This window comes from Sphingomonas sp. CFBP9019 (genome assembly GCF_034045155.1).
GTDB lineage: Bacteria > Pseudomonadota > Alphaproteobacteria > Sphingomonadales > Sphingomonadaceae > Sphingomonas > Sphingomonas aerolata.
In genome coordinates this window covers 731,682-749,194 of the sequence record NZ_JAXCWK010000001.1, presented here as the reverse complement: position 1 = coordinate 749,194, position 17,513 = coordinate 731,682, and the positions used below count along the sequence as shown (strand labels likewise).

General features: G+C 66.1%; 15 protein-coding genes. 1 reads left to right on the top strand and 14 read right to left on the bottom strand.

What is annotated here, in order from left to right; translation table 11 throughout:
* Positions 1-5 precede the first annotated feature (5 nt).
* The 6 genes from SOM18_RS03215 to SOM18_RS03190 form a co-directional block, all read right to left on the bottom strand.
* Positions 6-3,401 (bottom strand): M10 family metallopeptidase C-terminal domain-containing protein, encoded by a 3,396-nt coding sequence (locus SOM18_RS03215; protein WP_031439947.1) that lies wholly within the window; start codon positions 3,399-3,401, stop codon positions 6-8.
* A gap of 259 nt (positions 3,402-3,660) precedes the next feature.
* Positions 3,661-4,287, bottom strand: a complete 627-nt coding sequence (locus SOM18_RS03210; protein WP_128082190.1) for an energy transducer TonB — start codon at positions 4,285-4,287, stop codon at positions 3,661-3,663.
* A 342-nt stretch (positions 4,288-4,629) separates the two neighbouring features.
* On the bottom strand, positions 4,630-5,049 hold the full coding sequence (locus tag SOM18_RS03205) for a hypothetical protein (RefSeq protein ID WP_031439949.1): 420 nt from the start codon (positions 5,047-5,049) through the stop codon (positions 4,630-4,632).
* Positions 5,050-5,272: 223 nt separating this feature from the next.
* Positions 5,273-6,142, bottom strand: a complete 870-nt coding sequence (locus tag SOM18_RS03200; protein WP_037529920.1) for an alpha/beta hydrolase family esterase — start codon at positions 6,140-6,142, stop codon at positions 5,273-5,275.
* 111 nt (positions 6,143-6,253) lie between these two features.
* The gene (locus SOM18_RS03195) at positions 6,254-6,535 is read right to left on the bottom strand and encodes a hypothetical protein (protein WP_031439951.1); all 282 of its coding nucleotides are present in this window, start codon (positions 6,533-6,535) and stop codon (positions 6,254-6,256) included.
* 175 nt (positions 6,536-6,710) lie between these two features.
* Complete coding sequence (locus tag SOM18_RS03190; RefSeq protein ID WP_037529919.1) at positions 6,711-7,346, bottom strand: TetR/AcrR family transcriptional regulator; 636 nt, start codon at positions 7,344-7,346, stop codon at positions 6,711-6,713.
* A gap of 64 nt (positions 7,347-7,410) precedes the next feature.
* Here SOM18_RS03190 and SOM18_RS03185 point away from each other — a divergent pair, with 64 nt between their 5' ends.
* On the top strand, positions 7,411-9,879 hold the full coding sequence (locus SOM18_RS03185) for an alpha/beta fold hydrolase (protein WP_320481271.1): 2,469 nt from the start codon (positions 7,411-7,413) through the stop codon (positions 9,877-9,879).
* 28 nt (positions 9,880-9,907) lie between these two features.
* Here the strand turns inward: SOM18_RS03185 and SOM18_RS03180 are convergent, their stop codons facing one another.
* From SOM18_RS03180 to SOM18_RS03145, 8 genes are all read right to left on the bottom strand, one after another.
* Positions 9,908-11,644 (bottom strand): hypothetical protein, encoded by a 1,737-nt coding sequence (locus SOM18_RS03180; protein ID WP_128082100.1) that lies wholly within the window; start codon positions 11,642-11,644, stop codon positions 9,908-9,910.
* An 11-nt stretch (positions 11,645-11,655) separates the two neighbouring features.
* The gene (locus SOM18_RS03175; RefSeq protein ID WP_031439689.1) at positions 11,656-12,741 is read right to left on the bottom strand and encodes a protein-glutamate methylesterase/protein-glutamine glutaminase; all 1,086 of its coding nucleotides are present in this window, start codon (positions 12,739-12,741) and stop codon (positions 11,656-11,658) included.
* A gap of 3 nt (positions 12,742-12,744) precedes the next feature.
* A complete protein-coding gene (locus tag SOM18_RS03170; protein WP_042466613.1) occupies positions 12,745-13,599 on the bottom strand; it encodes a CheR family methyltransferase in 855 nt (284 codons plus the stop codon).
* A 91-nt stretch (positions 13,600-13,690) separates the two neighbouring features.
* Positions 13,691-14,167 carry a chemotaxis protein CheW gene (locus tag SOM18_RS03165; protein ID WP_031439691.1) on the bottom strand — a complete coding sequence of 159 codons (477 nt, stop codon included), beginning with the start codon at positions 14,165-14,167 and terminating at the stop codon, positions 13,691-13,693.
* 126 nt (positions 14,168-14,293) lie between these two features.
* On the bottom strand, positions 14,294-14,809 hold the full coding sequence (locus SOM18_RS03160) for a chemotaxis protein CheW (RefSeq protein ID WP_152555405.1): 516 nt from the start codon (positions 14,807-14,809) through the stop codon (positions 14,294-14,296).
* Between the two features lie 2 nt (positions 14,810-14,811).
* A complete protein-coding gene (locus SOM18_RS03155; protein WP_031439693.1) occupies positions 14,812-16,824 on the bottom strand; it encodes a chemotaxis protein CheA in 2,013 nt (670 codons plus the stop codon).
* Positions 16,821-17,189, bottom strand: coding sequence for a response regulator (locus tag SOM18_RS03150; protein WP_031439694.1), 369 nt, complete (start codon positions 17,187-17,189; stop codon positions 16,821-16,823). Before SOM18_RS03150 ends, SOM18_RS03155 begins: the two co-directional genes overlap by 4 nt.
* A complete protein-coding gene (locus tag SOM18_RS03145) occupies positions 17,186-17,509 on the bottom strand; it encodes an STAS domain-containing protein (protein WP_320481270.1) in 324 nt (107 codons plus the stop codon). The genes SOM18_RS03150 and SOM18_RS03145 overlap by 4 nt, the downstream gene beginning before the upstream one ends.
* Positions 17,510-17,513: the final 4 nt, after the last annotated feature.

Here is a 17,513-nt window from a genome sequence, read left to right as displayed (position 1 = left end):
GCAGCTTACATGAAGAAATCGTTCGCGGTCAGCACATGTTGACCGGCCAGCGCGATCGAGAAATCGGCGCCCGCACCGCTGTCGATATTGCCCTCGACCACGGTGAATTCCTTCCCGCCGATCATCTGGTAGCTGTAGCGCAACTGCCCCGGCGCGGTGAAGCGCGCGCTCGTGCCGATGAAGCTGAACGCCTGATCGCCGCGCGCGAACAGCGACGTGTTGGCGTCGATCATCGACAGGTCGATCTTGTCCTGCCCGACGGTGAAGTCGGTGATCACGTCACGCGACGCCGATGCGAGGCTGTCGCCCCTGGCCTCGAACCGGAAGATGTCCGCGCCGGCACCGCCGGTCATCATGTCCAAGTCGTCGCCACCGATCAGGATGTCGTTGCCGTCGCCGCCGCTCAGGACATCCCTGCCATTGCCGCCGATCAGCGTGTCATTGCCCGCGCCGCCGTTGAGCGTGTCGTTGCCGAGCCCGCCAATGAGCCGGTCGTTGCCGCCGAGCCCGTTGAGCACGTCATTGCCCCAGCTGCCGTCGAGCACATCCTGCTCGCTGGTGCCGTTGATCGTCTCGGAGAATATCGTCCCGGTCTTCGTGATGCCGACCACGTCCGTCACGCCGATCGTCAGCGTCTGCGTGTCGATCGCGCCGCGTGCGTCGGTCGCGACCACCGTCACGCCGTAGATATTGTCGCGATTGGCATCGGTGGGCGCCTCGAAATCGGGCGCGGTGACGAACTTGAGCACACCGGTCGTCGCGTCGATCGAGAAATTCGCGCCGTCGCCGCCCGCACCAATCGAATATTTGATCGAATCGCCCCAGACGATGTTGGCGTCGGTCGCGGTGATCGTCGTCAGTGCCGTGCCGTTCTCGGCGATCGACAGCGATCCCGTCGTCCCGCCCGCGAACGACGTCAGCACCGGATCGACATTGGCCTCATGACCGATCTTCACATCGTGAACGCCGATCGCGCCGAGGTCGATGGTCAGGATCTCGCCGATCTGACTGGCGATCGTCCCGCCGCTCACCGTCGTCCAGTCGGTGCCGGGCGCCTTCAGATCGACGGTGACCTTGCCCTCGCCTTCGACCGTGAACGCCAGGTCGCGTCCGTCGCCGCTCACCGTCGTCAGCGTCGCGCGCATCGGCAGCGCGGTGATGTGGGTCACGTCGTCCGCCACCGCGCCCATCGTGATCGCATAGGTCCCGCCCGCCTTGGGCAGGAACACGGTGTCCGCGTCATAGGCGTACCAGCCCGCGACACCCTTGATCACCTGGCCGCTGCTCTGGCCGTCGACGTCGAGCGAGAAGCTGCCCGTCGTCGCGCCGACCGTCGCGGTGATCGTGTTGCCGACGACGGTCGAGGTGATCGTCGCATTCTGGAACGCGCTGACCCGGCCTGCCAGATCGGCAAGCGTCACGAACTCCACCCCCGCCGCGGCGGCCTGCGCGATGAAGCTGGTAAACATCTGCTTGGTGTACGGGCTGGTCGCGCCATCGCTCGCCCACATGGTCGGGCCGTAATCATGCCACGGCCACACCACGACCGGCGCATCGCCACCGGCGGTCAGCGCGGCGAATTCCTTGGCCCAGATGGCGCTGGCTTCGGCAACGGTCTTCTTCTGGAACTCGATCAGCGAGAAGTCGAACGACGTGTTCGGTGCAATATAAACCTTGTCGTCCGCGGCATTCTGCGGGGTCATGTACCCGACCGCGTTGGGATAACCCGCACCGACGCCCGAATAGCCGCCGCTGAGATAGGTCACGTATTTCAGGATTTCCTGGCTCGTCGCGATCTGCTCAGGCGCACCCGGCACCGCGGCACCGCCGACCGTCACGGTCTTGCCGAGATACGCGCTCAGCTGCTTTTCCAGCTCGGCGCGCGACTGGCCGAACTCGAACGCGATCTGCGCATCGGTCAGCAGATTGGTGTTCTCGGGATGCGTGTAGCTGTGCGAGCCGACCTCGTTGCCGGCATCGAGCAGTGCCTTGTAAACGGGCAGCGAGACCGCCCAGTCGGTCGACTGACCGTTCGCCGCATCGTTGCCGACATTGACGTAATAGCTGCCGACGAAATTATAGTCGGTCTTCCATTCGGTGAGAATCGGCAGCAGCTTGTCATAAATGCCGGGCGCGGTCCCCGCCGGATTGACCTCGTCGCGCTCCTGGCTCTGGTCCATGTCGACGCGCGACGCGAACAGGCCGCTCTGCCGCGTCATCTGCAATCCGACGGACAGCCCGTTGCCATGGACCGAATAATCGATCGCCTTCTGGAGCAGATTGTCGTCGGCCATCACCGCTTCGCTCGAGAACAGCACGTTGCGCCCGCCGGTCTGCGTCGCGATCGCCGCCGCATAGGTCTGGCCGTTGACCGTCTCGGTCGCGATCGTCGTGCCGGTTCCGCTGACGCTGGCGAACGCGTTCCAGCCGATGCCGGTATATTCCCGAATGACCTGCCCGTCGGCATAGCCGTCGAGCACCAGCTGTGATGCATCGCTCGCCTTCACGGTCACGTCTGCAGGGAAGCCGCCGGTCACGCGCGTCGCGTCGAACAAGAGCTTCATCCGCGAATAGGAGTCACCGGCCAGCGCGGCATTGTCCGCGCCGTTGGTCATGAACTCGCCCGCCGCGACCAGGCCGATGCCGAATTGCGTGGTCGCCTGTTCCAGCGTCTGCGCGATCTGGTCGGCCTTGCCCGCCTCGACGTTGCGGAACGACGGGAAGACGATCGTGTCGTATTTCGCGAGCGTCGCCAGGTTGGTGAGATCGCCCTCGGTCAGGATGTCGAACGGCACGCCCGCCTGCATCGCCTGGCTCTGTGCCGCCATGAACAGCTGCGAATACGCGGTCTTGCTGAAATAGGCGTTGGCGGTCGTATCGGACCACACGATCGCGATGCGGTGGGAGGGATCGGCGACGACGCCGGTGTCATTGAACACGGTGAACGCGGGGTTCGAATAGCTGCCGGGCAGGAACGCGGTGTCGTTGACGTCGTAGATCGTGTCGATCGCGTTCGGATTGCCGATCGCAGCCTTGGGGACCTTGAATTCGACGGTGGTGCGATCCGCCGACCACGCCGCCTGCAGGCCGCTGGCGATCAGCGTCTGCCCCGCCGCACCGCTATACAGCGAGACCGTGCCGTCGGCGGCGAAATTGACGTTGAATTCGGCACCGCCTGCGAACCCGAACACCTGATAGCCGGTGGCCGTGTTGCGATCGGTGTTGAGCCACGCGGTGGTGTTTGCGCCGATCGCGGTCGGCGCGGTCATCGCAAAGGCAAAATCCGCGCCGTCGCTGCGGGCATAGATAGCATAGCCGGCACCGAGGCCACGGTCGATCCGGTCGCCTGCGGTCCAGTCGTTCAGCGTGCCATCAACGGTCACCGGAGTTGCGTTCGCCATTCTTTGTCCCCGCTTCGGTCTCGGGCTTCATGCGAGCGCCAGGCTGCTCGTCATCAAGCTCGAGCGTCAACTAGCGAAGACCGTCGGTATTTCGAACAACACAGATGAATGGTTAACGCCGAACTTGTATCACCATGGTACGCGATTACTGGTGGTATGCCCGGTCGCCAGGGCGGAGCGGTAATGCGGGCGAACCGGAAGAATGGCAAAGCGGTGTCAATGGTAACGAACATTGATCAGGTGCGCCTATCGGGTCGGGTTAACCCAGTTTAGTCGAGGTGAATTCAATTCGCTGCATGCGAATGACTGGCCACGCCTTGTTGGCCTTGTCCTTGGCCGGCGCGTAGCGATAATGCTTTATCATCGACGAACACGCGCCGGTATCGAATGGCGCAGAGCCGCTCGACGTTATAACCGAACAGCGTCGGATCGCGCCGTCTTCCCCGACCAGATAGGCCAGGGTGACAGCAACGGACTTCTGCCCCGCCGGCAGCTTCGCCACTTCCAGCACGATGTCTGCCGGCACCTTGGGTGTAGGGGTAGAAGCATCGAAGAAGAGCTCCATGTGCCACCGAACCCGCATTCGGTAGACACCGTACATGGGCGACCCGGTCTCGTCCGTAGCCGGCGCATATTTACCCCGCAGCACCCCGGCGGCACACGCCTTCAGGTCCAGATCCTTGGATCCGCTGGTCGAGACAACGCCGCACGTCTGAGGTTTTCCAGTCGGATCGATCAGGATTTCGACCACCGTGTAGCCGCTCTTGCCCGTACCGACTGCGCGCGAGACGTAATCGTCGGACGTGAGCATCTCACTCGCGTTGCGGACGATCACGGGCGTCAGCGTGCCCTGTCCCCCGAGAACGAGCATTACCAGCCAGAACATTCGCCTCTCCCCGTTGCGGATAGTGCTTCTTGGTAGCTGGAACCCCAGGCTGGTGACGCTCGTCTCGCGGGTAGGGTCGCCCACCAGACCCGATGCCCGCAGGTGATATTCTTCCCGGCATCGCACCCAATGGCGATCAGGGTTCTGGCAGCTGAAGCATAATCATCTGACCCTGCCGCGAGCCCGGGGCTCCGCCGGACGAACCGATCGCATTCAAAGGGGTGCCCGTCAGGCGCGGGCGGCATGGTGCGGCGTCCCGTAGCGGCGGAAGACATGGCTCTGTGCGACCCGAGACCGGCGGCTACAGACGCCCCGCTATTGGCGTTTAGGCCCAACGGCACGTCATGGAGCCGGATGACCGTGCGCCATCATGACGTCGAGCTTGCTCTTGGGCATATTGATCAAGAGCCCGTCCTTGTTCTTTGCAAAGGACGGAAAGTCCACCTCCACGCTCCCGATCGCACTCGACACCACTGCAAAGCCTTTACCGACGGCCTCGATCTTGCCGACGAGGAGTCCCTTTGCGTCATGAACTTCCAGCCCCTGAATGATGTCCTTGGGTCCGGCCGGGACCGGCCGCATCGTCAATCGATTGGCGTCGGTAACGCTGACTGCGAAATCCCGGAAATTTTGCTGACGGTTGAATTCCCCCGTACCGCTGTCGTTCGCCCCGACCCCCTGCGCCGAAGGAAATTGTTGTCCCTGGGCTCCGGTTGCCGATGCGAGAACGGATGCGATCATGCCAAGAAAAAGCCCCCGCATTTCATCCTCCCATTATCTTATGTCATCAGTTTATCCTTATTTCATACCGCGGACAATACATCGAGTCAGCTTGGTAGTAATATGCGTCAGGTAATTAAATACAAAACAACTGGCAAATTAACCTGGCAATCAACCATCGAAATAGAGTTGGGATGGCGAAGTATCTGATCTGGCAACCGAACCGGGAATTGCCGAGACGTTCTGGCAGCTGCCGACTTTTGACTTAGCGCCGGTGGCGGGAGAAGAACGCCCACATTGCCTCATTGTCGACGACCGACCAGCTATGCTGCCCGCCGCGCGTCACACGCGCCGCGACGCTCGTGCCGTGCTGACAGCGGGCATAGCCCTGTTCGTAAACCGTCGCGCCGAGGTTGCGGGCATAGGGATCCGAGCAGCCGTTCAGCACGGCCCAGCGTTGCAGCGCGGCGGCCTGTGAATATTGCCAATAGGGCGCGCCGCCGCCGGTGATGGGGTTGGTGGTGTCGGCATCGCCGGCGAAGGCGAGGAGGGGCAGCGGCGCTGTCGAGCGACACGTCGCGGGATCGGCGCGTGACACATCGGATGCGAGGGAGCGTCCGGCACGCAGTCCGACCACCGGCGCGATCGCGGCGAAACGTCGTGCGGCGACGCAGCCCAGCCAGGACGTCATCCGTCCACCACCCGACAAGCCGGTCGCGTACACCCGCGCGCCGTCGACGCAACCGGTTGCGACAAGCCGGTCGATCAGCCCCGACAGATACCGGACATCGTCGCGTGCATCGCGTGCGGGGATGCTGCCCGTGACGGTCGGGACGCCGGGGATGTTCCAGACAAAGCCGCGATCCGCGGCGATACCACCATTGGGCGCTGCGACGATGAAGCCGTGGCGATCCGCCGTCTCGGCGAGGTGGCTGTCGCGCAGCATCTCCGCCCCCGTGCCGGTGCTGCCGTGGAGCAGGATCACGAGCGGTACGGGCCCGGTCATGCCCGCCGCGGGAAGGTGAAGCATCGCGCGTTCAGGCAGGGCCTCGATGCTGCCAGGACGGCACTCGGCGCGCGCGACACCCGCAATGAAGCAGAGGCCGAAGGTAATAAGCAGACGAAAAACCACCATGTGTCCAATCTCCGACATCAGCCGTTCGCGCTGAAAAGTCCCTGTAATAGCAAGGGACGCGTGCCCGACGCGCATCACCTCCTGCGTCGTCGGTGGATCGAAACCCCAGCGCTAGGATTGCGGCAGGTTGGCGAGGCGGCGCTCCACGCCGTTCCAGAACCGCTCGAGCCGATCGAGCGCGTGTCGCTTGATACGGTTGACCTCGTCGTCGGACATGACCTGTACCCCGGTTGCCTGAAGGCTGCCGAAATCCTCCAACATGCGATGCGCCGTAGCCTGACAGGCCCTGACCGGATCAGCGTCGCTGGCGAGCAGCAAGGCATACAGGTTTTCCAGCACGAAGCCCTGTGCGGCCAGTGCGCCGGCCACGGCTTCGGCAAATTCATCGTTCACTGGGTATCTCCGTCCGCCGTGCCGCGGTGTGTAGCGAAGCGCTTGGCGTTCGGAAACGGCGCAGATCGAGTGTGTTGCAGCGATGACGTCGTCGTCACGACCGCCGCGGCGGAATGTGGGAAGTGGAGAAGGGCAGGGGGCTCCTGAACTCGGGCGTTCCGGTGACATCGCGCCGCTAATCATCACCCCCGCAGCTGACCAGCATCCGGCAGAGTGGCTCGACCGTGCGCACGACCCGCGCCACGGGTTCGTCGCAACCCCGCGCTACCCAGTCGCGCGCCACCGCGAGCAGCCCGTGCATGGCGCCGGCACGGCACAGCGGCTCGATCGAGCCGGGAACGTGGGTCGGCACCAGCGTGCCGGCGATCAGGTCGGCGAAGCTGGCCATCGAGCGTTCGAACAGTTCGTCGACCTGCGGGTCGATGCCGGACAATTCCGACAGGAAGACGCGCGCGCTGGCCGGCTCGTCGCGCAGCAGATCGTAATATGCGGTCAGCAGCGCGATCAGCCGATCCCCCGGCGTGCCTCCCGCCGCATCGGCGGCCGCGGCGACCCGCTGCGTCACGAACTGCGTGACCTCGCCGAACGTCGCGAGAAGCAGCGCGTCGCTATTGGCGAAGGCTTCGTAGAAGTAGCGCGGGGTCAGCCCGGCCGCGCGGCAGACCGCGGTCACCGTCGTATGACGATAGCCCTGCTCGCCATAGAGCGCGATCGCGGCGCGGATCAGCCGGCTGCGCCGCTCGACGCGGCGCTCGCTCGCCGATGCACCGCCATAGCGCCGTCCGTCCTGGCTTGCCGCCCCTGATTTCAAGTGATAACTCCTGTTTCCAGATAACGGCGATTGCTGTCGCATCCTTCTATCGGAGCACTCCGGCATGGCAATTGAGACTGCGTCCATCCCCTCCGGCTCGGGCACCGCGGAAGAGCTCGACATCGTGATCGTCGGTGCGGGTCTGTCGGGGATCGACGCGGGCTATCGCTTCCAGACCGAATGCCCGGGCAAGAGCTACGCGATCCTCGAGGCGCGCGATGCGATCGGCGGCACCTGGGACCTGTTCCGCTATCCCGGCATCCGCTCGGATTCGGACATGTATACGCTCGGCTTCCCCTTCCGCCCCTGGCCGAGCGACCAGGCGATCGCCGGCGGCGACGCGATCCGCGACTATATCGCCGCCACGGCGCGTGAATTCGGGATCGATGCACATATCCGCTTCGGCCGTCTTGTCGTTCGCGCCGCCTGGTCGTCCGCCGATGCGCGCTGGACGGTCGAGATCGAGCGGGATGGTGCCGCGTCGGAGCGGATCGTCTGCCGGTTCCTGTACATGGGCAGCGGCTATTATGATTATGACGCCGGCTTCACGCCGCCCTTCGAGGGTGTCGAGGACTACGCGGGGCAGCTCGTCCATCCGCAGCACTGGCCCGCCGACCTCGATTGGACCGGCAAGCGCGTGGTGGTGATCGGCAGCGGTGCGACCGCGGTGACGCTGGTGCCGTCGCTCGCCGAAAAGGCCGCGCACGTCACGATGCTGCAGCGCTCGCCGACCTATATCGTCTCGCGCCCGTCACAGGACGGCTTTGCGCGGTGGACGCACCGGGTGCTGCCCAAAAGCATTGCCGACAGCGCGACCAAATGGAAGAGCGTCGGACTCGGCATCGCCACCTACGCCTATGCGCGCAAGCGCCCCGATCACATGAAGGCGCTGATCCTGAAGGGCGTCCGCGCGCAGTTGCCCGAGAATTACGAGGTCGAGCGCGATTTCGAACCGCGCTACGATCCGTGGGACCAGCGTATCTGCCTCGTCCCCGATGCCGACCTGTTCGAGGCGATGCGCGGCGGCAAGGCGGAGATCGTGACCGATCACGTCGCCCGCTTCACACCGACCGGCATCGCGCTGCGATCGGGCCGCGAACTGCGCGCCGACATCGTCGTCACCGCCACGGGCCTCGTCCTGCGCCTGCTGGGCGGCGTCGAGCTCGTCGTCGACGGGCAGGTCGTGAACCCCGCCGACCGGCTGATCTACAAGGGTATGATGGTGAGCGACGTGCCGAACCTGGCGCTCGCCTTCGGCTATACCAATGCATCCTGGACGCTGAAATGCGATCTGTCGGCCCGCTACGCCTGCCGCCTGCTGCGCCACATGGACGCGAACGGCTATGATAGGTGCACGCCCACGCACGACGATCCGTCGGTGACACCCGAGCCGATGCTCGGCTTCACCTCGGGCTATGTCCAGCGCGCCAACGCCATCCTGCCACATCAGGGGTCCAAGGCGCCGTGGAAGGTGCACCAGAACTATGCGCTGGATCTTGCCGCGCTCAAATTCGGCAAACTGGAGGACGGAACGATGCGGTTCGACAAGGTGCGCGGTGCCGCCACTCCGGTGCCAGTCGAAACATCGCGCTCCGCCGTTTCGATCGGCGCGGTGACGGCCGCGGCGGCGATCGCAGCAGTCGGCGGTCTGGCGCTGTTCGCGAAGTTGAGCCAGCGGCGGACCGAGCGAATGATACCCGCCGACGGCGCCTTCATCGACGTCGATGGCCGCCGGATGCACTATCTCGACCGCGGCACCGGACCGACAATCGTGATGATCCATGGCCTTGCCGGGCAGATGCGCAACTTCAGCTATGCGCTGCTCGACCGCCTCGCGACCGAGTACCGCGTGATCCTGATCGACCGGCCCGGCTCCGGCTATTCGGCGCCCGGGGAAACGGCGAATATCCGCGCGCAAGCCGCCCAGATCGCGCGCTTCATCGCGGCGCTGGAGCTCGAGAAGCCGCTGGTTGTCGGCCATTCGCTTGGCGGCGCGGTGGCGCTCGCGCTGGCGATCGACCACCCGGAAGCGGTCGGTGGCTTGGCGCTGATCGCGCCGCTCACCCAGCCGCAGGACAGCGCGCCGAGCGCGTTCGCGGCGCTCGCGATCGTCTCTCCCGCCGCGCGCAAGGCGGTGGCCTGGACGCTCGCCGCACCCGCCGCCATCCTGGCGGGCGAGAAGGGCGCAGCCGCGGCGTTCGCGCCCGAGGCCGTGCCCGCCGATTTCGCGACGCGCGGCGGCGGCGCGCTGGTGTCGCGGCCGGCAAATTTCGAGGCAGCCTCTGCCGATCTCGTCGCTGCCAATGACGACCTGCCCGACATGGTCGCGCGCTATCACGGCCTCTGGCTCCCGATCGCGATCCTCTACGGCCGCGACGACCAGATTCTCGATCCCGAGGTACATGGCGCCCGCTTCGCCGACATGGTCCCCCACGCCGAGCTGACGCTGATCGACGGCGGCCACATGATCCCGGTGACGCGGCCCGACGAGACTGCTGCGTGGATCAGGACTCAGGCCGATCGTCTCGGCTGATCGAACCAGTCGAGGACTCGCCTCGACCTCAGAACAGACCGTCGCAGTCGTCCGCCTCCTCTGACAGCGCAGCGACCTCGGCTTCGGGCTGGTCCTGGGATGGCGAAAAGCGGGCGTGCACCTGGCGTTCGCGTGCCATCGTGTAGAAAGCGTTTATCGCGTGAAAAAGCTGCTCGCCGGTGGTCGAGATACTCTGGCTCGCTTCGACCAGCGGCATTGCCAGTGCATCGAGTTTCGCATTGATGCGCGCCAGCGGCTCGGCAAAGGCGGTTTCACAGTCCAGCGTGCTGGTCATCGCCGCGACGATGTCGTGGATCGCCCCCGCATCACGGTCGAGGCCGGACATGCCCTGACGCGTGAGCAACGCCCCCGCGCGAATGACCGCGAGCGCCTCGGGCAGCGACCCTGCCGTCGCTTCGTCGCCATCGTGGGGCGAGCCGATCGCGTCGGCGGCGTCGCTCAACTGTTCGAAGGCGCTGGCGATCGATGCCGAGACAGCCTCCAGGGTGTTGACGGCACAGCGGATCTCGGTCGCGATACGGGCCAGCCCGTCGCCCTCGCGGCCCATGCGGAACGAGCGCAGATCGGAATTCCACGCCATGATCCGCACGCCGCTCGTGACCCGGTGGATCGTCGTCAGCCGGTCGCCCAGGCGTCTGACGGTGGCGGAGGCTTCGGATCCCAATTGCGTCGACCGCATGTCGGCGTCGCGCAACTGCGCGGTGACCGCATCGACATCGGCGACGCTTTGCTCGAGCAGCTGCAGGAATGCGCCATCGCTCGTCCGCTCGACGCCGCTCGATTCATGCGGTGCCACCATCGTCGCGACCTGCGTTGCGATCGCGCGGAAATTGCCGCCCAACAGACGCGATTCCTTCTGGAGATCCGCGGCCGCGTCGGCGACCTGTGCCGCGAGCATCGCCATCACCTGGCCTTCGAGCGCGCTGGCGGCAGCCGGATCGCCCGCGCGATTGAGCTCGTCGACCGCCGTACCGAGCAGGCTGCAGGCCTGCGCGACATGTTCGAGCCGCTGCCGGGTGATGTCGCCGATCTGCAATGCGCCGTGCGCCGCGGACAGCTTGCTGCGAATGTCCCGGGCAATCGTCGCGATCGTCTCGGCACGCCGCGCGGCCTCGATCTGGTTCTGCTGGAGTCCGATCGCGTCCGCGGCGAGTTTGTCGGGAACATGCGGGCACAGGCGCGCGCATTCGGACGCCAGCACGCGATTCACCTCGACGACGCAGGGAACCGTCGATGCGAGCTGCCCGACCTCCTTGCTGATCTCGTGGATCTCGCGTTCGCTGACGTCCAGTTCGGCGACCATCGCGTCGGCGAACTCGGCAAAACCGTGCGCACCGGCGGCCGCGACTTTCAGATACTGCCCGCAGATCTTCAGCAGATCGAGCGTCCGGTCGACCCGCCCGATTTCCGTCTGCACCGTTCCGCTCGCCTGCTGAAGGATGTCGAGCGAATGCTGCCGCGTCTTCTGTCGCGCGGGCAGGCTGGCGAGCTGGTCGGCATTGGCCTGCATCGTCGCGACCGCGCGGTCGGCGGCATCCCGGTCGAGCGCATTGGTGACGCTTTCGAGGCTGCCGATCAGGTTTCCGACCGTGTCATAGGCGCGTTCCAGCGAACGCCCGGCATCGACGAAGCGCTGGTCGAGCCCGCTCGCCACGCTCTCGAGCTCGGTTGCCAGCACGCTCCAGGCCGGCATTTCGTCGCCGTCCCGATCGGACTCGACAGCCCTGTGTTCGACCCATGTCATCGTCCTAGCCCCTATTGTGCCGTTGCGTGCAAGACGTCGCGGGCGATGTGATGCAACGGGACGACCCGATCGACGCCGCCCAGCGCGATCGCTTCCTTGGGCATGCCGAAGACGATCGACGTCGCCTCGTCCTGCGCGAAGGTGCGGCCGCCCGCCTGTTTCATCTCGAGCATCCCGCGCGCGCCATCGTCGCCCATGCCCGTCATGATGACGCCGATCGCGTTCGTCCCCGCAGCGGTCGCCGCCGAGCGGAACAGGACGTCGACCGATGGCCGGTGACGCGAGACCAGCGGCCCGTCGCGGACCGCGACGAAATAGCGGGTCCCGCGCCGCTCGATCATCATGTGCTTGCCGCCGGGCGCGATCAGGACGGTGCCCGGCAGGACGGGATCGCCGTCCTCGGCTTCCTTGACGGTCACGACGCACAGCGTGTTCAGCCGATTGGCAAAAGCGCGCGTGAAGTTTTCCGGCATGTGCTGAACCACGACGACACCGGGCGTGGTCGCGGGCAGCGCCGTGAGGACTTCGCGTAGGGCCTCGGTTCCCCCGGTCGATGCGCCGAGGCATACCACGCGCTCGGTCGCGCGGTTCATCACGCGACCGCTCGGGGGCGGCAGGACGGCGTCCGCGGTGAGCTTCTGCTCGAGCCGGCCCGGCCGGCTGCCATTGGACGACCGGAGCGAGACCCGCACGCGCGCCGCCGCCTTGATCACGTCGCGGATCTGGAGATTGTGATCGGCGAGATGCTCGGCGAGACCGGCACGGGGCTTCACGATGACGTCGACCGCGCCCGCCTCCAATGCCTGCAGCATCGCGTCGGAGCCCTTTTCCGTGACCGACGAGCACATCACCACGGGAAGCGGGCATTGTGCCATCAGCTTCTTCAGGAAGGTGATCCCGTCCATGCGCGGCATCTCGACATCGAGCATCATCACGTCGGGCACTTCGTCCTGGATGCGGCGGGCTGCGCTGAACGGGTCGGCGGCAGTGCCCATGACGGTGATCTCTGGATCCTCCTCTAGGATCGCCGCAAGGGCATGCCGCGCGACCGCGGAGTCGTCGACGATGAGCACACGGATCTTTCCGGAGATGGCCATGGATCAGCTCCGCTGGAAAACGGTGTGGGCGACGGGCACGAGCGGGAGGTCGTGCCCCGTGATCGATTCCGAATGCCCCAGAAACAGGTAGCCACCCGGCGCGAGCCTGCTGACGAGCTTCGAGACGACCTCATGCTGGGTCTGCTTGTCGAAATAGATGAGGACGTTGCGGCAGAAGATCAGGTGCATCGGCTCGCCGACCGGATAGACCTCGTCCATCAGGTTCAGCCGGGCGAACGCGATCGCCCGGCGCAACTCGGGTATCACGCGGACTTCGCGGCGCGCCGGATCACGCGATTCCATCAGATATTTGCGCCGCAGCGCCGCCGGAACGGGCTCTGCGAGATCGGCGGGGTAGATGCCGCGCCGGGCGATCTCGAGCACCTCGGTGTCCAGATCGGTCGCCAATATGCTGTAGGCGATGCCGCGGCGCGTGGCGGCAAACTGGTCGAGCAGCATCGCGATCGTGTAGGGCTCGGGCCCGGTCGAGCAGGCGACGCTCCAGGCACGGATCGTCCGCAGATAGGTCGCTTCCAGGCCGGGGAGGGCGACGTCGCGCAGAAAGTCGAAATGGACCGGTTCGCGGAAGAAGTCCGTCTTGTTGGTCGTCACCGCGTTGATTAGGTGGATGCCCTCCTGATCGAGATTATTGTCCGTCAGGACATGGCGACAATAGGCCTCGAGCGTATCGAACCCCAGCGCGCGTTGCCGACGCCGCAACCGCCCTTCGAGCATCGTCCGCTTGCTCGCCGGCATCCGGATCCCGGCATAGTCGAAGATATAGTCGGCGAGCTTCGCGAACTCGCGCGGGCCGATCTGGTCCGAGGCGCTCGGCGTAGATTTGACGATCGGGGAGATGAAGGACACGGGAGCCAGCTCCAGAAATGACGAGGGACCGGTCGAGGCGGCACCATGAGGATTGGGTGTCAGGGGTCGCGACGCGACCCCGTCATGCGGCGCTGGCGTGCAGGGCGTTGACCTCGGCGCTGGAGAAGATCTGCGCGACATCGACCAGCACGACGAAACCCTCGGTCCGCTTGACCACCCCCGCAATATAGCGCGACGGCCAGCGGACGCCGATATCGGGCGCCGCGCCGATCTGGCCGCGGTCGAAGGTGCTGACCTCCAGCACCCGGTCGACGACGAGGCCTAGGACCAGGTTGCGCCCATCGACGGGGACATCGATCACGAGGATCCGCGTGCTCGGCGTCGGCGCGACCGGCGGCAGGCCGAGGCGGCGTCGCAGGTCGATCGTCGTCACGCCCTCGCCGCGCAGATCGGTCAGCCCCAGCAGATAATCGGGGCCGTTCGGAATGTGGAAGGTCTCGCTCCAGTCGAGAATCTCGCGGACCAGCGTGACGGGCACCGCAAAGGTCTCGGCACCCAGCCCGAAGGTCACGGCCTGCAGCTCTCCGGCGACGCTCATGCCGCGCACCCAGCACAGGCTGCGGAGCGGGGGCGTGCCGCACCACCTGGCCGGGACCCGCGGGACCGATCAGTGGCCGTCGCCGAGCATCGTTCGATTGACCCGTACATGTCGGTCCTTCCAGCGTCAGAGGAGTGCCGGCGCGAGCACGGCGGGGGTGGCGCGGCCACCGAGCAGCGGGTCGAAGATCCGCGCGATATTGACGAGGACGATGACGCCCTGCGGCGTACGCACCAGTTCGCGGATGAAATCGCGACGCCAGCGCAGGCCGACCGTAGGCGGGGTCTCGCTGGCATCGTGGTGCAAGGTCGCGACCTCGTGCACCTTGTCGGTGCGGATGCCGATCTGCGTCGGGACACCGTCGACGTCGAGCTCGACCACCACGATCCGGCTGTCCATCGTCGATTCCGCCGAGGGCAGGCCGAACGCCAGGCGCAGGTCGGCGATCGGGATGATCTTGCCCCGAAAGTTCGCGACGCTCGCGACCAGCCGGTCCGCACCCGGCACGACCGTTTCGGGCAGCAGGTCCAGGATCTCCCGGACAAGGACCGCCTCGACCGCGAACTTCTCGGCTTGCAGATCGAACGTCAGCACCTCGAGCCGGCCGTCTTCGTCCCACTGGGTTTCCGTCGTGTCTTCCATGGTCATGCAACGGCGCGAAGCCGCTCCTCCTGATGCTGGCCCAGCGCGACGAGCTGGACGACGTCGAGAATCAGCGCGACGCCGCCATCGCCGAGGATTGTCGCGCCGGCGAAGGTCGGGACGTTGCAGTGCACCGCCGACATCGGCTTGATCACGGTCTGGTGGCTGCCGATGATCTGATCGACCACCAGCCCGACCCGCTCGGTGCCGGTCGCGATGATGACGATCTTCTGGTGGACGCTGGGCTTCGTCCCCGTCGCGAACATCTCGCGCAGCCGGACGAACGGAACGAGCCGATCGCGCAGCGTGATGAAGCTCCGCCCGCGCGAACGCAGGTCTTCCTCGAGGCTGAGTTCGATGCATTCCTCGACCACGGCGAGCGGAATGACGTAGCGACCGTCGCCGACCCGGATCAGCAGCCCGTCGATGATCGCGAGGGTCAGCGGGATGCGCAGCGACATCGCCGATCCCTGGCCCGATACGCTCGCCACCTCGATCGTGCCGCGCAGGCTCTCGATCGTGCGTTTGACCACGTCCATCCCGACGCCGCGACCCGACAGGCTGGTGATCTGCGGTGCGGTCGAGAAGCCGGGATGGAAGATCATCTGGAGCAACTCCTGGTCGCTCACGATCTGTCCCGGCTGGAGCAGGCCGTGCGCCTCGGCCTTGGCGCGCACGCGCTCGCGGTCGATCCCGTGGCCGTCGTCGCGGATCGTGATGACGACCTCGCCACCCTCCTGACGCGCGGACAGCCGAACCTGCCCGACCTCGGGCTTCCCTGCGGCAAGGCGCCGCTCGGGCGGTTCGATCCCGTGATCGCAGGCGTTGCGGATCAGGTGGATCAGCGGATCGGCGAGCCGTTCGATCACCGTCTTGTCGACCTCGGTCGTCTCGCCGTCGGTCGACAGCTCGATCGTCTTGCCGGTATCGCGCGCGATGTCGTGGACGAGGCGGCGGAAGCGGCCGAACAGCGTGGCGACGGGCACCATGCGGAGCACCATCACCGTGTCTCGCAATTCGCTCGCCAGCCGCTCGATCTCCTCGGAGATGGAGCGAAGCGCGACGTCCGTCGCGTTGCTGCCGCTGCTATGCGCGAGCTGCGACAGCCGGCTCTGGACGATGACGAGTTCGCCCACCCGGTCCATCAGCAGGTCGAGGCGTTCGGCGGGTACCCGGACGCTTTCGCCGGTCTTGGGCGCGCCGCGGCCGTTCGGGGTGGTGGCTGGGTCGCGATCCTGCACCGGTGGTATCGTGTCGACCCGTGCGGGCGGGAGCGCAGACGGCGTCGTCCCCGCGCCAGGCGGCGGCGCGGCATCCTCCACGCCGTCGCACGACGTGTCGCCGATCGCCTCGATCTGAAGGTCTAGGTCGTCGAGCACGAAGATGAAGACATCCTCGAGGTCATCCCGCGACACCGCGCCGCGCACTTCGATATCCCAGCCGATATGGCATTCGGTCGGCACCAGCTCGGCAAGCGGCGGCACCTGGTCGGTCCGCGCGACGATCCGGCAGTCGCCGAGCGTGCGCAACTCGTCGAGCAGCGCGAGCGGGTTGATGCCATTCTGCATCGCTTCGGGGGGCAGGCGGAGCGACAGCCGCCACCCCTGCACGACGGGCGGTGCCTCCGGCGTCGGCGCGGGGGCGCCGTCCAGCGCCGCCTGCAGCTTCGCCAGGATCGCGTCGCCTTCCGCCTTGCGGTCGGTCGCGTCGCCCTCGATCAGCGCGCGCATGTGATCCTGCGCGGACAGGATGACCGCGATCAGCTGCGGCGTGGCGGGGGTCAGGTTCTTGCGGACGCGGTCGAAGGCGGTCTCGCAGTGATGCGTGAAGCTGGCCAGCGCGTCGAAGCCGAACATCGCGCCCGAGCCCTTGAGCGTGTGCAGCCCGCGGAACACCGCGTCGATCAGCTCGTGATCGTCCAGCCGGTGACCGAGATCGAGCAGGCCCTGCTCGACCTGTTCGAGGACTTCACCCGCCTCGACGCGGAATGCGGCGACGGGGTCGTTCTGGCTCACCGTCCGAGGACCTTGCGCACGACCCGGATCAGCTGTTCGGGGACGAACGGCTTGACCAGCCAGCCGGTCGCGCCGGCGGCCTTGGCCTGCTGCTTCATCGCATCCTCGGATTCGGTGGTGAGGAACAGGATCGGGGTACCGCATTGCGCGGGGTTCTTGCGCAGCGCGCGGATCATCGACAGACCGTCCATGTTGGGCATGTTGAGATCGGTGATGATCATGTCGAAGCGGCTGCCACTGGCCTTGCTCAGGCCCTGCGCGCCGTCGGCGGCCTCGCTGACGGTGTAGCCAGCCCCGGTCAGCGCCATGCGGATGGCGACGCGTATGCTGGTGGAATCATCGACGATAAGGATGGATGCGCTCATCGCGGCAAATCTCCGTGAAACCAGAAATTCTGATCGGCTGATGGGATATCGGTGAGGAAGCCCGCGCGCTCGAGGAGCGCCGCCAGCGCGTCGTGCACCGGCATTGCAAGGCGCAGGGACTTGCCGTCGCGTTCGGCCTGACGGCGCGCCGCGCAGACGAGCTGCAAAAGGCTGACATCGGCTTCGGCAACGGCGGAGAGATCGAGTTCGATCGCGTCATGCTGCTCGAGCTGTGACGCGAGGTCCGCGGCGAACGGCACCACCGAGCTGGTCGTGACGGTGGCCGGTACAAGGATGATTTGCGCCATGCGTTCCCCCATTCTC

Excerpts from the sequence above, each read along its gene's own strand:
- SOM18_RS03150 (WP_031439694.1), bottom strand. The coding sequence starts at position 17,189 with ATGAGCGCATCCATCCTTATCGTCGATGATTCCACCAGCATACGCGTC.
- SOM18_RS03180 (WP_128082100.1), bottom strand. The coding sequence starts at position 11,644 with ATGACATGGGTCGAACACAGGGCTGTCGAGTCCGATCGGGACGGCGAC.
- SOM18_RS03200 (WP_037529920.1), bottom strand. The coding sequence starts at position 6,142 with ATGGTGGTTTTTCGTCTGCTTATTACCTTCGGCCTCTGCTTCATTGCG.
- SOM18_RS03175 (WP_031439689.1), bottom strand. The coding sequence starts at position 12,741 with ATGGCCATCTCCGGAAAGATCCGTGTGCTCATCGTCGACGACTCCGCG.
- SOM18_RS03215 (WP_031439947.1), bottom strand. The coding sequence starts at position 3,401 with ATGGCGAACGCAACTCCGGTGACCGTTGATGGCACGCTGAACGACTGG.
- SOM18_RS03145 (WP_320481270.1), bottom strand. The coding sequence starts at position 17,509 with ATGGGGGAACGCATGGCGCAAATCATCCTTGTACCGGCCACCGTCACG.
- SOM18_RS03210 (WP_128082190.1), bottom strand. The coding sequence starts at position 4,287 with ATGTTCTGGCTGGTAATGCTCGTTCTCGGGGGACAGGGCACGCTGACG.
- SOM18_RS03205 (WP_031439949.1), bottom strand. The coding sequence starts at position 5,049 with ATGCGGGGGCTTTTTCTTGGCATGATCGCATCCGTTCTCGCATCGGCA.
- SOM18_RS03160 (WP_152555405.1), bottom strand. The coding sequence starts at position 14,809 with ATGGAAGACACGACGGAAACCCAGTGGGACGAAGACGGCCGGCTCGAG.
- SOM18_RS03165 (WP_031439691.1), bottom strand. The coding sequence starts at position 14,167 with ATGAGCGTCGCCGGAGAGCTGCAGGCCGTGACCTTCGGGCTGGGTGCC.
- SOM18_RS03185 (WP_320481271.1), top strand. The coding sequence starts at position 7,411 with ATGGCAATTGAGACTGCGTCCATCCCCTCCGGCTCGGGCACCGCGGAA.